Source organism: Pantoea sp. MBD-2R (assembly GCF_039134845.1).
Taxonomy (GTDB): Bacteria; Pseudomonadota; Gammaproteobacteria; order Enterobacterales; family Enterobacteriaceae; genus Erwinia.
This window is the reverse complement of the sequence record NZ_CP152417.1, coordinates 3,123,156-3,137,399: the sequence shown is the minus strand read 5'-3', so window position 1 is coordinate 3,137,399 and position 14,244 is coordinate 3,123,156. Positions and strand designations below refer to the sequence as shown.

The window sequence follows — 14,244 nt, the reverse complement described above, 5'->3', positions numbered from 1 at the left end:
AGGTATCAGGTAATAGATCATTAAGATCCCCCTTTTGTCGCTGAAATCAGCCGCCATACACAGGCAGCCATCTGGCCATTATCCTGGTTTGCTTACGGCATAAGATCAAGGATGATTATACCGCATCGTTTTGATTTCATTGATATTCAGGTCCACAGTTAACTATAAAAAAAGGTTCGAAATGAGAAAGAATTGGCTCTATTGTATTGGGCTTGCAGCACTTTTTTTACTTTCAGGCTGTGATAATCACCAGCGTGATGCGGACTCAGCGCTGATTCTGGAAGGACGCACTATGGGAACATTCTGGAGGGTCAGCCTGGCTGGCGTGTCGCCCGATCGGAGAGAAAAGCTGCAAAAGCAGGTGCAGCAGCGGCTTGATAATGACGATCGGGAGCTGTCTACATGGAAACCTGAATCGGTTATTTCCCGCTTTAACCGCTATCGTGGCAGCGAGCCGCAGCCGGTCAGTGACAATATGGCCGATATCGTAACGCTTTCCCTGCGGATCGGGCAAAAAACCCGTGGGGAAATGGATATCACCGTCGGGCCGCTGGTCAATCTTTGGGGCTTTGGGCCAGATAAACAGCCAATACGTATTCCCAGCCAGGCGCAGATTGATGCCGCTCGGGCGTTAACCGGGCTGCAACATCTGCGGGTGATTCAGCGCAGCGAAGGGGCATATCTGCAAAAAGATCTTCCCGATCTCTATGTCGATCTCTCTACCGTCGGTGAAGGTTTTGCTACCGATCATCTGGCGCGGCTGATGGAACAAGAGGGCATCAATAACTATCTGGTTTCTGTTGGCGGCGCGGTGCTGACTCGTGGGAAAAACGCGCAGGGCAACCCCTGGAAAGTGGCGATCCAGAAGCCGACCGATAAAGAGAATGCGGTACAGGCGCGGGTAGATTTACAGGGACATGGCATCAGTACATCCGGCAGCTATCGCAACTATTATGAACTGGATGGCCAACGAATTTCGCACATTATCGACCCGGAAACCGGACGACCCATTCAGCACAAGCTGGTTTCCGCCACGGTTATCGCGACGACCGCGCTGGAAGCGGACGGTTGGGATACCGGGCTGATGGTGCTGGGCGAAGAGAAAGCCAAAGCGCTGGCGCTGCGTGAGCATCTGGCGGTCTATCTGATTATCAGGCAGGGCAATGGCTTTACGACCTGGATGTCGCCGCAGTTTAACGCTTTTGTCCTGCCTTAAACCGGGCAGTACGCTGCCTGTGAGGAGCCGGTATGCTGGATTTGTTTAGTGAAGAAGCGCCGTGGGCAGAGCCGCTGGCGGAAGGGGCCGTGATCCTGCGGCGGCGCGCGCGTGATGAAGCGCAAACGCTGCTGGCGCTGGTGGAGCAGATCGCCGCTGAGAATCCTTTTCATCATCGCATTACCCCTGGCGGCCACCGGATGTCGGTGGCCATGACCAACTGTGGCGACTTCGGCTGGTCAACGGATTCGCGAGGTTATCAGTACAGCGAGCGTGACAGCACGACCGGGCAGCGCTGGCCTTCAATGCCGGCACCGTTTCGCCAGCTGGCACAAACCTGCGCCAGCGAGGCGGGCTTTCCTGATTTTAATCCTGATGCCTGCCTGATTAACCGCTATGAGCCGGGGGCAAAACTGACGCTGCATCAGGATAAAGATGAACAGGATTTTCAGCAGCCGATCGTTTCTGTCTCGCTGGGTCTGCCGGCAGTTTTTCAGTTCGGCGGATTTGAACGCGGAGACGCCACGCAGCGTGTTTTACTCGAACATGGCGATATCGTGGTATGGGGCGGTCCGTCACGCCTGAGGTATCACGGTATTCTTCCGCTCAAGCCTGGTATCCATCCCGCTACCGGTGCCTTTCGCTACAACCTGACGTTTCGGCGCGCTTTCCGTTAAGAAAGCCAATGAGAATTATTATTGATATCGTCCGGCTTCTCATTAAACTGCAGGCTGCTGATTTTACCGGGATGGTGTCATGGAGTTGCTTCGCGTCGTTTACCGCCAGTATCGCTGGCCTTTTGTGCTGGTCATCTTTCTCAGCCTGCTCAGCGCGGCGCTGGGCATTGGCCTTATCGCCTTTATCAATCGTGAACTGATTACTTCGCTCAACGCTTCGCTGCTGGTTTTGCCGGAATTTCTGGGTCTGCTGCTGCTGTTGATGGCGATCACGCTGGCTTCCCAGCTGGCGCTGACCCTGCTCGGGCATCATTTTGTCTATCGTCTGCGCGGAGAATTTATTAAACGCATTCTCGACACGCAGGTTGAGCGCATTGAGCAAATCGGTAGTGCCCAGCTGCTGGCAGCGCTGACCAGCGACGTCCGCAATATCACTATTGCCTTTGTGCGCCTGCCGGAGCTGATTCAGGGGATCATTCTTACCGTCGGTTCTGCGGCTTATCTGGCCTGGCTTTCGCCACGTATGCTGTTGATAACGGTTATCTGGCTGGTGATTACTATTGTGGGCGGCTGGCTGCTGGTCTCGCGTGTTTACCGCCATATGGCAAAGCTGCGCGACATTGAAGACAGCTTGTATGCGGATTATCAAACCATTATCGAAGGGCGCAAAGAGCTGGCGCTGAACCGGCAGCGCGCGCAGCTGATCTTCGAGACGGTTTATCAGGAAGATGCCCGCGCTTACCGGCACCATATCGTACGTGCCGATACCTTTCACCTGAGTGCGGTGAACTGGTCAAATATTATGATGCTTGGCGCTATTGGCCTGGTGTTTTTTATGGCTAACAGCCTCGGTTGGGCAGATACGGCGATTGCCGCCACCTACTCGCTAACGCTCCTGTTCCTGCGCACGCCGCTGCTTTCCGCCGTGGGCGCTTTGCCCACCTTACTGACGGCGCAGGTGGCGTTCAATAAGCTGCATAAGTTTAAGCTGGCGGCGCACCAGGAGAGCTTTAACGAACATGTCGTGACGCAAGAATGGCAAACGCTTGAATTGCGTAATCTCCATTTCCACTATGGCGAAAGCGGGTTCGAGGTTGGGCCAATCAATATGACGCTGCGTCGGGGTGAGCTGGTGTTTTTGATTGGCGGCAACGGCAGCGGAAAATCCACGCTGGCGATGCTGCTGACCGGTCTTTACCAGCCGGTTTCCGGGTTGATTCTGCTGGATGGCCAGCCGATCGATATCGTTGCCTGTCGTCAACTGTTCTCGGCCGTCTTCACCGATCTACATCTGTTCGATCGACTGATCGATAATCAGGGAAATGCTGCCGATCCCGCGAAGGTTCAGCTTTGGCTGGAACGTTTACAGATGCAGGACAAGCTTAAGCTGGAAGGCAACAAAGTCCTGAATCTGAAACTGTCGAAAGGACAGAGCAAACGTCTGGCGCTGCTGCTGGCAGTGGCCGAACAGCGAGACATTCTTTTACTGGATGAGTGGGCGGCCGATCAGGATCCGCATTTCCGCCGTATCTTCTATCGTGAACTGTTGCCGTGGCTGAAAGAGATGGGCAAAACCGTGTTTGCTATCAGCCATGACGATCACTATTTCCTGCATGCTGACCGCCTGCTGGAAATGCGTGAGGGCCAACTGAGAGAACTGACTGGCGAGGCGAGAGCACAGGCTACCCTAGACGCAGTGCAGCAAACGGACACGGGCGTGGTTAGCTAAAGGCTGCATAAGCAATGCAGAAAGTCTTATTGGTCAGTAAGATACGAATAAAGGTAAGGTAATCGTGACGGCAGCAGGCCGTCACGGACTTTCCCGTCGTCTTGACTTATGGTCACGGCCGGTCTGATTTTTTCAGGCCGGTTTTTTTATGTTGTCGCGTCGATAATCCAGCTCAGCACCTCATCCTGTTCTACCAGCACCCGTCCGCTGAATGCTCTGCCAGCCGTAAAACCCCCGGCAAAAGTGTGCGTCAGGCGTAAAGTAACCTGTTCTGCATTGGGCGTGCAGCGCACGATTTCCGCTGCATCAAAATTCATAAACTGCCTTAACTGCGGAAACAGTGCCTTATAAAGACTCTCCTTTAGTGAAAAGGCTACGGTCAGCGCTGTTGCAAAGGGCAGACCGCTGTATCGCAACACCGCCATTTCTTGCGCAGTTACAATCATGGACTGCATCTCCTGCGCCGTTTGGTGTTTCATCACCTGTTCACAATCCACGCCGAGTATTTTTCCACTGGTGGTTTTAGCCAGCAGCAAACTGATGCAGTGATGAGTATGTGAAAGCGATCCGGTAATGCCTTGCGGCCAGATGGGCGCGCGATCGCAATCATTGGCCAGCAAAAAGTCCTCAATGCCCAACTGACTCACAGCGTGTCTGACGCACAGGCGACTGGCAAGATACTCCGCGCGGCGTTTATTAACGGCTTTATTCAGCGACTCGGGAAAGGGAATTTTGCAGGCGGCAAATAAAGCATTATCAAACTGCGTCAGGTCGAAGCGGGCCTGTAGCAACATGACGTCCGAATGATCTGCCGGTGACAGGCAGTTGAAGGTATGAAGAAAGTGGGGCGCTGGCAGCGGTTCTACTGGCAGTAGATCCAGCGCGCAAGGCACCAGATTGGGGAAAGAATGGTTGTTCACTTGACCTGACCTGCTTATCTCCTGAAGCGGTGATTTAAGCAGGTCAGGCACAAGATAGCAAAGCAGGATGATTTACTCGTTAGGAGGAATAGTAAAACCTTTTAACGACACGACAAAATGCTCGTTGCCACGTGATATTTTTGCTCCCCGATCGCACCAGTGGCTGGCAAAGCGAAAGAAGTCATCACTGTCAATATCATAGGCCAGTTCTACCCTGCTGATGCCGGATTGCAGCATTTCCTCTGCATCCCGATAATTTTTTGCCTTGATTGTTGCCATTATGATTACCTGTCGTAAACCGTTTTTGCTGCAAAAGTGTAACGGGAGCTTATGTTAGTAATATGACGTTTTTGTTTCAGGGCAGGGTTTTGAGATTATCGCCAGATTTTACAGGCCAGTCATTTATCGAGTGAGACGCAGATTTGCTTCAGCGGTTAAAGAACCGGTCAGAGCGCTAAAAACTGGAGCGGCCAGCGGGAATCGAACCCGCGTCATCAGCTTGGGAAGCTGAGGTAATACCATTATACGATGGCCGCATGGTGGTCGTGAGGGATTCGAACCCGCGACCGATGGATTAAGAGTCCACTGCTCTACCAACTGAGCTAACGACCCACGGGCGACAAAATAGCATATTGCTGGTATCAGGAATTGAGCAATATCAACTCGTTGGGAGAAAACCGCAGGCAGCGCTGGATCGCTGGGTAGAAAGACCTTTTATCGGTTTTTATGCTTAGGAAAACGCCTGGAGAATTTATCTTAAAATGGACGACAAGGACGAAATATTAAGATTCAACGTTAGTGAAATTAGCCGGCAGGACAGGAAACAATGATATTAAAGTCTTTTATTTCAAAAGATTAACGGATTTTTCAATTTTTAAAAAACAGGAGGTATCAGGGGGAACGCAATCAGACGACTCTCATCCGTAAAGCTTTTGTAAAGTGTTATGTTGCGTGCTGCAAATTTTTTTCCGGGATTAAATACCATGCGCATTAAACACTTAGATGGCATGCGAGGGTTGGCTATTCTGCTGGTTATCGGTTTTCATGCTTACAGCCGCTGGTCGTCACTGCTCAACTTCGCTACCATCACTAAAAATTTCCCTTTATTCTCCTTTGGTTATCTTGGCGTCCCGCTGTTCTTTATGATCTCCGGGTTCGTTATTTTTATGACGCTGGATAAGTCCAAAGGTTTCGTCAACTTCATGTTGAAGCGCTGGCTCAGGCTGTTTCCTGCGATGGTAATCGTTTCCTTACTGGTCTACTTTACCGCGCATCTTTTCGCCGAAAGACCTGGCGGCATCCCTTCGCCTTCAAACCTGATCCCTGGCCTGCTGTTTATCGATCCGCTGATATTGAAATATATTATTGGCTATCATATTAACGGTCTGGAAGGCTCCTTCTGGTCACTGTATGTTGAAGCGGTATTTTATATTGTTATCGGCGCAGTTTATTTCACCGCGGGCAGAAAATATTGCCTGCCATCCCTGTTGTTACCGATGCTTTTGGTGGCAGGCGCTTCGGCTTTTAAAAGCCTGGGGCATCCTGAAATTGCTGATTTTGTCGCCAAGTTTGGCTTTATCCATTATTCCTGGTTTATGATCGGCTGTCTGCTTTATGAACGTATGAACAATCGGGATGTAAAGTTCCATTACGCGCTGGTCTGCGTTGCCGTGCTGATTAACTTTGCTTACTACGTTAAAAACACCGGCCCTCTGGTTATCATTCCGCTGGTACTGGCAATAATCCTGTTTACCGTTAGCTTCTATAGCAGCCACGTGCAGCGCTTTTTATCCACAAAGCTGCTCACTGCGGTCGGTTTTTCCAGCTATGCACTTTATCTTATCCATGAAAACCTGATGATTGCCTCGCTGAGAAAAATTGATGCGCTGGTGCAGAATGATTATGTCATGTTGATTATGCCGGTGCTGGTGGTATCAGTGATCTACTGCATCGCTTTTTTGATCACTAAATATGCAGAGCCGTTCCTCAGGAATATCCTGAAGAGCGTGATTTTTATGCGTGAAAAGGACAAGGTAGTGCAGGGCGGAAAGATTTAAACGCCTGCCATAGCGTTTGCTTGCTGCAATAAAAAAAGCAGCGGTTGAATTCATCAACCGCTGCTTCTTATTTTATGACGGCTTATTTGATCTCGGTAACCACGTTGGTCTCGCTTTGTGGTTCTTCGCCACGACGTTTACGGAAGACCACAATTGCCAACAGCAGCGCTGATACGGCCGGAACCGCGCCGATGTAACCGATAGATGACATCGATAAATCCAGGCTCACTTTATTACCTAACAGCGCGCCTGCACCAATACCGATATTAAAAATGCCGGAGAACATCGCCATCGCCACGTCGGTTGCATCGGGTGCCAGCGTTAGCACCTTCATCTGCATGCCCATGCCAATCATCATAAACGCCATGCCCCACAGCAGGCTGAGAACGATTAAGCCAGCCTTACTGGCGGCAACAGGCGACAGCAGAATCAGGCAGAGTGCCAGCAATGCGATTGAGGCAATCAGTAACCCTGACAGACGTTTCTCGCCGCTTTTACCAAAAATAATACTGCCGGTAATGCCCGCCATGCCAAAGATCAACAGCAGCAGCGTAGCGAAATCTTGATTAAAGCCCGCCACTTTCTGCACGAACGGTTCAATATAGGTGAACGCTGTGAAGTGTGCAGTCACCACGGTGACAGCCAGCACATACAGACCCACCAATGCCGGGCGACGGAACAGATCTGGCAGGCTTTTCAGTGAGCCAGTGTGTTCTGACGGTACGCGCGGCATGATTTTTAAAATCAAACCCAGCAGCACAAAGGCGCTTGCACCAATCAGCAGGAACGTACTGCGCCAGCCGAAGCTCTGGCCAATAATTCTGCCCAGCGGCAGCCCCAGTACGGAGGCCAAAGCCGTTGCCGTAGCAATCAGGCTCAGTGCCTGAGCACGCTTACCCGGCGGGGCCAGTCTGACCGCCAGCGATGCGGTAATGGACCAGAACAACGCATGAGCAAGCGCAACGCCAGCGCGGCTGAGCAGCAGCACATCAAAGTTCCAGGCGAAAAAGGCCAGCACATGGCTTACGGTAAACAAGCTGAATATCGCAATCAGCAGCAGCCGGCGGTCTGTCTGGCTGGTCATCAGCATCAACGGCAGCGACATCAGCGCCACGATCCAGGCATAGATAGTCAGCATGATGCCAGCCTGTGCCGACTCCATGCCAAAGCTGTGGCCGATATCTGACAGCAGACCGACCGGCATATATTCGGTGGTGTTAAAAATAAAGGCAGCTACCGCAAGAGCCAGAACGCGTGACCATGCGACTTTACGCGAGACGATGTTCATGTCAGACATAGGCTTCAGCTCCATTCCCGTTACAAAACGCGTAATTCTAGAAGCCTGCGTATAAAATTCAATCCGAAAGTGATCCTTATCACACTTTTTACAAAGCTTGAAGGTAAAGCTGCGGCTAAATTTCAATAAAAATGATTAAATTCAATTAGATAAATTTATAAGGGGATGCCGCTGGTTGAGGCTGAAATTTGGCAGCAGGTGCAAATGATGTTTGCTGATATGTCATCCCTACTGGTGGGTTACGTGTAGGATGTTGAGGGCAGTGCCGTGCCCGGGGCAAATTTTAGGCATTAAAAAGCCGCTAATCACAGAAAGTAGCGAAGTGATTTAGTCTTCGTTAAAGTCCTTAGCTGTTAGGAATCTGAACTGCTGCCAGCAACTGTGAGGCGGATAAATCGCCACAGAGCATATCGCTGGCGCTGTAATCATCCATCCGTCTTTGCGTCGTGAAAAGGGTACAGGGGAATTTTAGTGCTGGCACGGTATCGCTTCCTTGTGCGTGATAATCCATCAGCTTGTTCAGACCGTCAGAAATCATACTCTCCCTGAACAAGCTGTAAATATTCACCGACAAAGAAAAGATAATTCAGAATTCCGCCCGGTTTGCCCTGATTTTTATACAGGCAACAAAAAACCCGCAAACTCAGTGAGAATGCGGGTTTCTGTAGGGTATCCATCAGTGACCATGACTGACAGACTCTGTATTTTGGTCGGCACGAGAGGATTTGAACCTCCGACCCCTGACACCCCATGACAGTGCGCTACCAGGCTGCGCTACGTGCCGACACGTCAGCTAATACTACGCAATTTCGCTTTGAATGCAAGCGGCTAACGTCTTGACTGCTAACAATTTAACCAACTTGCCGTTGAACTTGTCGGCGATCAATTAGCGATGAATCTTTTCTCTTCCGTCAGCACCTGAAGCAGCAGGGCCAGCTGAGGTTTATGATCTTTCAGCTTATGCCCGGCGCTATCCCAGGCGGTATAGCTGCCGTTGTTATCCAGCGCCAGCGTTACCGTGGGCGTAGTGATCACTAACTGACGGTCGTTAATGCTGGAAACCCAGTTGCGGTTGCGCTGAGGGGTAAAGAGATCGTCACCCTGCGAATAGTCCGCTACCGATGTTCTTACATTCAGCAGGCGCTGCATCAGGGTAGCCATGATGTCCTGATGATCCGTAAGACGAGTAATCTGCTGCGCCGGTGTCCCTGGCCAGTGAACAACCAACGGAACCTGTAAATTGGCCCGATCGCCCATGCTGCTATTGCCGTCCAGCGCCACGCCATGCTGGGCGGTAATCACTACAACGGTGTTTTCCAGCAGGCCTTTCTCTTGCAGCGTCGCCAGCACGTTTTGTACCTGCGTATCCACATCAGCCGCCGTGCGGGTATAGCGTCGGGTAATCTCTTTCGCCGTAGCGCCGGCCTTATCCTTATCCATGCCGGAAAGAGACAGGTAGGAGAACCACGGTGCGCTATTATTTTTCTGGCCTTCCAGCCAACGCTGCCACTGCTCAACCGTTTGTGAATTCGACTGATTTTGCGAAGCAGGCAGGGAAAAATCACTCAGCAGCGCCTGGCGATAAAGAGGGGAAGCAAAGCCATCGGCAGCGAACAGGCCAAACTGATACCCCTGTTTTGCCAGCGCATCAATGAGTACTGAAGGGGTGCGTGAAGCCAGAATGCTGTCCATATAGCTGGGAGAAATGCCGTAAAACAGCCCAAACAACCCGGTGTCTGCGTGGCTTCCGGCGCTGAAATGCTGGGTGAAGTTAACGTTGGCATCGGCAAATTGCGCCAGATGCGGCAGCGATTTATCCAGCGTGTCTTCGTTCAAACCATCAACGGTCACCATCAACAAATTGTGATGGCCGGGCTCACGGAAGGTAATGTCGTTAAGCGGATAAGCAACCGACACGGCTTCCGGATTCCCCTGCTGCACCAGTTTGCGCTGATACTCCTGCGCATCCAGCAGCCCATAACGCTCAAGAAAGCGCCTTGCGGTCATTGGGTAAGAGAGCGGCAGGTTAGAGCGCTGCATGGTAATCGGGCGATAAAAGTTAGCATCGGCCCAGATATACATAATATGGCTGGCGGAAAAGGCCAGGATAAACAGCACGGCCAATGGTTTACCGAAGCTGCGCCGGTTCAGACTGCGCAGCTTCTGCCAGCTCCAGGTGGCGAACAGCATTTCCACCAGGAAAATAGCCGGCACGCTGATAAACATCAGCTGCCAGTCGCGCGCCATTTCGCTTTGATCGGGGTTAACCACCAGCTCCCAAACCACAGGATTTAGATGCAGATGAAAGCGATCGAAGACCGCGCTGTCAACCAGCAGCAGCGTTAGCCCGGTGGTAGCAATAATGGCGGAAAGAAAACGAAGCAGCCGCTGCGACATCACCACAAAAGTCAGTGGGAAGACGATCAGCAGATAAGCAGCGAAAACGATGAAGCTGAAATGGCCTATCCAACTGGTAAACGCGTAAATACGTCCGGCCAGCGAGGCCGGCCAGTCGGAGACAAACAGGTAGCGACTACCCAGAATAAAGGCAAAGATAATATTAAACAGGGCGAACCAATGCCCCCAGCCAATCATCTGGGAGACTTTTTCACGGTAGCGCTGCTGGTTGTTTACCATAACAGAATCAGAGTTATCACATTAATGGGCTTTATCTTCATGCACGGAGGCTTGCAGCGCTTCGGCAAACGAGCGTGCCAGCGTGCGGCGCTGTGCCGGAGATACGCTGGTGTTGATCAAATTGGTCACCATATTTCCCAGTACCATCAGGGAAAGATCGGTAGGGGCCTTGTCTTTTTCAAGAACGTTGACCATTTCGGCGAGGAGTTTCTCCACGCGGTCGTCACTGTAACGGGATGATTGTGGCATAGCGTCGAACTTATTGAGTATTAAAGGGCGGCATCTTACCGTAAAAGTGCGATTTTTTCTGCACTTTTATCGTGAGGGAACGGTTAATGTTGTTGCCTGTTGATCGCAGCGACGTGCGGTGATTGAATACGCGCCTGTGTTATAAAGGAGAATCAACCATGAGTCTGGATATCGACCAGATTGCCCTTCACCAGATGATCAAACGTGACGAGCAGTCGCTGGAGCTGGTGCTGCGTGAATCGCTGCTGCCGGCTAACGGGCCGGTCACGGCGATGATGGAGGAGCTGCATCGCGTCTACAGTGCGAAAAGCAAAGCATATGGCCTGTTTAATGAAGAGAGCGAACTGGCCGATGCGCTGCGTAATTGCCGCAAGGGGCAGGATGATTTTCTGGCCTTCAGCCGTGCAGCGACCGGGCGTTTACGTGACGAATTAGCGAAATATCCGTTTGCCGACGGCGGCATTGTTCTGTTCGGACATTATCGCTACCTGGCGGTGGAATATTTGCTGATTGCCGTGCTGAACAGCCAGAACAGCATGCGCGTCAATGAAGAACTGGATATCAGCAGCACGCACTATCTCGATATCAACCATGCTGATATCGTCGCCCGAATTGACTTAACGGAATGGGAAACCAACCCCGAGTCAACGCGTTACCTGACTTTCCTGCGTGGGCGAGTAGGGCGCAAGGTTGCGGACTTCTTTATGGATTTCCTCGGTGCAAGCGTCGGTCTGGATACCAAAGCGCAGAACAAAGGGCTGCTTCAGGCCGTTGACGATTATTGCTCCGAAGCCAGCCTCGATAAAAATGAGCGGCAAAACTATCGTCAGCAGGTCTACAGCTACTGTAACGAACAGCTTCAGTCCGGTGAAGAAATCGAGCTGGAAGGCCTGTCGAAAGAGCTGGCCCCGCTGGGTGAAAAGAGCTTCCAGGCGTTTACGCAGGAGCAGGGTTACGAACTGGAAGAGAGTTTCCCCGCCGATCGCAGCACGCTGCGTCAGCTAACCAAATTCGCTGGCAGCGGCGGCGGCCTGACCATCAACTTTGACGCTCTGCTGTTAGGTGAGCGCATCTTCTGGGATCCGACCACCGATACGCTGACGATTAAAGGCACGCCGCCAAACCTGCGTGACCAGCTACAGCGCCGCAGCAGCGGAAAATAGCCAAAAAAAACGCCGCGTTAAGCGGCGTTTCTTTCACATGATTTCAGACGAGCAATTAAGCGCGAACGAAGTCGATGTGGTGCAGTTTTGGCTTGAACGGGTGACGCTGAACAGCCTGCACTTTTACTTTGGTTTCTTTACCGTCAACAACCAGAGTCAGAACTTCGGTGTAGAACTCAGGCTTAACCTGCATGTTCATCACGTAGTCGTGGTCCAGTTCGATGGCAACAGCTGCTGCTTCACCGCCATAGATGATGGCTGGGAATTTGTTAGCTGTACGCAGGCGGCGGCTCGCACCCTTACCCTGCTCTTTACGTTCTTCTGCATTGATAGTGAACATTGTTCAGTCTCTTTATAGTGATTATCCTGCTACAGGCGACCCAGCAGCAGGTTGGATTGTTCAGCTTTTGCATGTGCAAAAGCGGGGCGCATTATAGCCTGAGTTCGCCTTCACGGGCAACGAATTAAACCACTCAACCCTTAACGCAGCTCGTTGGCGCGGCGATAGCGGCCCTGATAATCGAACATTTTTTCGCGGATCTGCCAGAAATGACGCTGTTTACGGGCCACCACAAAGTCGGGATGGCGAAGCAAGGGTTGCAGCGCCACGATATCCGCTGCGTTCTGCCAGCCGAGCGGCACGCCGGGCGCGCGCTGATGAGGCCGCATAAACAGCTGTTCGAACGCTTTACGCTGAGCAGGCGTGCTTAAGCGGAAACGTTCACTGACTTCCGTCGCCTCTTCATCGAAATAGCGTGCTTTCAGCCATTCACCCTTTTCATCTTTACCGCTTTCCAGCACCATCGCGGCACAGCGCAGCACCAGCGCATCTTTCAGCTTGAGCGCGGCTTTTAACATATCGTCAGGATCGACCAGTACCGCATCGCACTCCTGACAGCGGCGGGCAGCGATATCGTTCTCGGCGTTGCAGTGTGGGCAGCTTTTAAAGCGGAAACGGTAGTCACACTGCTCGCGTTCGCCCTCATCGTCTTCAAAAACGCCCTGACAGCGGCGGCCAAAATGCTCAATGAGGGTGCCATCAGCCGTTGTTTTTCCCCAAAAGGTATTGGCGAAGCCGCAGGCCGGACAAAATACCTGGACCGGCTTGTTATCGCTTTTGCCTTTGGGCGCGCCGACTTCCGGCGTAAAAATATCATGTGGATTGCCGGCATAATCCAGAATCAAGCAGTCGGTTTTACCGGGACAGAGCCGCAGGCCGCGTCCGACGATCTGTTGGTAAAGGCTGACGGATTCGGTTGGCCGCAAAATAGCAATTAAATCCACATGCGGCGCATCAAAGCCGGTGGTCAGAACGGCAACGTTAACCATATAGAGTAACTCGCGGGCTTTAAACGCGGCAATTAACGCATCGCGTTCGACCGCGGGCGTATCGGCAGTAATCAGTGCTTTGCTGCCGGGTAGCAGCCCCAGGACTTCCTTCGCGTGCTCAACCGTGGCGGCAAAAATCATTACGCCTTTTCGGTCCTGAGCAAATTCAACAATCTGCTGAATAATATGCGGCGTAATTCGCTGCTGCTGTTTCAGCTCCAGATTCAGATCGGCTTCGCTAAACAGGCCGTTTTCCCGCGCCGTCAGGCGGCTGAAATCATACTGCACCACTGGCATATCCAGCCTTTCCGGCGGCACCAGAAATCCATGCTTGATCATATAACGCAGCGGCAGTTCATAGATGCAGTCGCGAAACAGCGCCCGCTCGTCGCCACGTACCATGCCGTGATAGTGGAACTGATAGATCCAGCCTTTACCGAGGCGATAGGGCGTTGCGGTTAAGCCCAGCAGGCGAAGCTTAGGGTTGCGCAGGCGTAAATGCGTCAGGATCTGTTGATACTGGCTGTCATCGGCATCGCTGATGCGGTGACATTCGTCAACAATCAGCAGGGTAAACTCACTGTCAAACTGAGCCAGATTGCGCGCCACCGACTGGACGCTGCCGAAAACCACTTTGCTGCGGCTCTCTTTACGTTGCAGGCCAGCGGCAAAGATATCGGCCTCGAGGCCATAAGCCTGATATTTGCTGTGGTTCTGCGCCACCAGTTCTTTGACGTGGGCCAGAACCAGCACACGACCGCGCGCAAGCCTTGCCAGTTCGGCAATCACCAGGCTTTTTCCCGCGCCAGTGGGCAGAACGATGACGGCAGGCTGGTGGGAGCGGCGGAAATACCCGATGGTGGCATCAACCGCTTCCTGCTGATAAGGACGCAGAGTAAACGACATTATTTCAAATCCGGAAGCAAAGCCGCATTATGCCACGAAAGCCGGGTCTGCGCGCCTGCGCCTC

Annotated in this window: 13 protein-coding genes and 3 tRNA genes; 5 read left to right on the top strand and 11 right to left on the bottom strand. The window is 52.2% G+C overall.

What is annotated here, in order from left to right; translation table 11 throughout:
* The first annotated feature begins 181 nt into the window (after window positions 1-181).
* The 3 genes from apbE (at window position 182) to AAGQ96_RS14505 (ending at window position 3,622) form a co-directional block, all read left to right on the top strand.
* Entirely contained in the window at window positions 182-1,216 is a 1,035-nt protein-coding gene (apbE, locus tag AAGQ96_RS14515; protein ID WP_342753897.1) for an FAD:protein FMN transferase ApbE, read from the top strand.
* 32 nt (window positions 1,217-1,248) lie between these two features.
* Complete coding sequence (gene alkB, locus AAGQ96_RS14510; protein ID WP_147198922.1) at window positions 1,249-1,893, top strand: DNA oxidative demethylase AlkB; 645 nt, start codon at window positions 1,249-1,251, stop codon at window positions 1,891-1,893.
* Between the two features lie 79 nt (window positions 1,894-1,972).
* Window positions 1,973-3,622 carry a multidrug ABC transporter permease/ATP-binding protein gene (locus AAGQ96_RS14505; protein ID WP_147198921.1) on the top strand — a complete coding sequence of 550 codons (1,650 nt, stop codon included), beginning with the start codon at window positions 1,973-1,975 and terminating at the stop codon, window positions 3,620-3,622.
* Between the two features lie 146 nt (window positions 3,623-3,768).
* Here the strand turns inward: AAGQ96_RS14505 and AAGQ96_RS14500 are convergent, their stop codons facing one another.
* The 4 genes from AAGQ96_RS14500 to AAGQ96_RS14485 form a co-directional block, all read right to left on the bottom strand.
* On the bottom strand, window positions 3,769-4,542 hold the full coding sequence (locus tag AAGQ96_RS14500) for a 4'-phosphopantetheinyl transferase superfamily protein (RefSeq protein WP_342753896.1): 774 nt from the start codon (window positions 4,540-4,542) through the stop codon (window positions 3,769-3,771).
* Window positions 4,543-4,614: 72 nt separating this feature from the next.
* The gene (locus tag AAGQ96_RS14495) at window positions 4,615-4,821 is read right to left on the bottom strand and encodes a hypothetical protein (protein ID WP_147198919.1); all 207 of its coding nucleotides are present in this window, start codon (window positions 4,819-4,821) and stop codon (window positions 4,615-4,617) included.
* 183 nt (window positions 4,822-5,004) lie between these two features.
* Window positions 5,005-5,078 (bottom strand) — tRNA-Gly (locus AAGQ96_RS14490).
* Between the two features lies 1 nt (window position 5,079).
* Window positions 5,080-5,154: transfer RNA gene (locus tag AAGQ96_RS14485), tRNA-Lys, on the bottom strand.
* 371 nt (window positions 5,155-5,525) lie between these two features.
* On the opposite strand from AAGQ96_RS14485, the gene AAGQ96_RS14480 reads away from it, so the two are divergent.
* Window positions 5,526-6,599, top strand: a complete 1,074-nt coding sequence (locus tag AAGQ96_RS14480) for an acyltransferase (RefSeq protein ID WP_147198918.1) — start codon at window positions 5,526-5,528, stop codon at window positions 6,597-6,599.
* A gap of 82 nt (window positions 6,600-6,681) precedes the next feature.
* Here the strand turns inward: AAGQ96_RS14480 and AAGQ96_RS14475 are convergent, their stop codons facing one another.
* The 5 genes from AAGQ96_RS14475 to AAGQ96_RS14455 form a co-directional block, all read right to left on the bottom strand.
* Complete coding sequence (locus AAGQ96_RS14475) at window positions 6,682-7,896, bottom strand: sugar transporter (protein WP_147198917.1); 1,215 nt, start codon at window positions 7,894-7,896, stop codon at window positions 6,682-6,684.
* Window positions 7,897-8,242: 346 nt separating this feature from the next.
* On the bottom strand, window positions 8,243-8,407 hold the full coding sequence (locus AAGQ96_RS14470) for a DUF3289 family protein (RefSeq protein WP_342755571.1): 165 nt from the start codon (window positions 8,405-8,407) through the stop codon (window positions 8,243-8,245).
* A gap of 196 nt (window positions 8,408-8,603) precedes the next feature.
* Window positions 8,604-8,680, bottom strand: a tRNA-Pro gene (locus tag AAGQ96_RS14465).
* Between the two features lie 98 nt (window positions 8,681-8,778).
* The gene (gene yejM / locus AAGQ96_RS14460) at window positions 8,779-10,533 is read right to left on the bottom strand and encodes an LPS biosynthesis-modulating metalloenzyme YejM (RefSeq protein ID WP_147198895.1); all 1,755 of its coding nucleotides are present in this window, start codon (window positions 10,531-10,533) and stop codon (window positions 8,779-8,781) included.
* Between the two features lie 21 nt (window positions 10,534-10,554).
* A complete protein-coding gene (locus AAGQ96_RS14455) occupies window positions 10,555-10,782 on the bottom strand; it encodes a YejL family protein (RefSeq protein ID WP_147198894.1) in 228 nt (75 codons plus the stop codon).
* Window positions 10,783-10,940: 158 nt separating this feature from the next.
* Here AAGQ96_RS14455 and yejK point away from each other — a divergent pair, with 158 nt between their 5' ends.
* Window positions 10,941-11,945 carry a nucleoid-associated protein YejK gene (gene yejK / locus AAGQ96_RS14450; protein WP_147198893.1) on the top strand — a complete coding sequence of 335 codons (1,005 nt, stop codon included), beginning with the start codon at window positions 10,941-10,943 and terminating at the stop codon, window positions 11,943-11,945.
* Window positions 11,946-12,000: 55 nt separating this feature from the next.
* On the opposite strand, the gene rplY is transcribed toward yejK, so the two are convergent.
* Together rplY and AAGQ96_RS14440 are read right to left on the bottom strand one after the other, a co-directional pair.
* Window positions 12,001-12,285, bottom strand: coding sequence for a 50S ribosomal protein L25 (gene rplY, locus AAGQ96_RS14445; protein ID WP_147198892.1), 285 nt, complete (start codon window positions 12,283-12,285; stop codon window positions 12,001-12,003).
* A gap of 140 nt (window positions 12,286-12,425) precedes the next feature.
* A complete protein-coding gene (locus AAGQ96_RS14440; RefSeq protein WP_342753895.1) occupies window positions 12,426-14,180 on the bottom strand; it encodes a DEAD/DEAH box helicase in 1,755 nt (584 codons plus the stop codon).
* Window positions 14,181-14,244 lie beyond the last annotated feature (64 nt).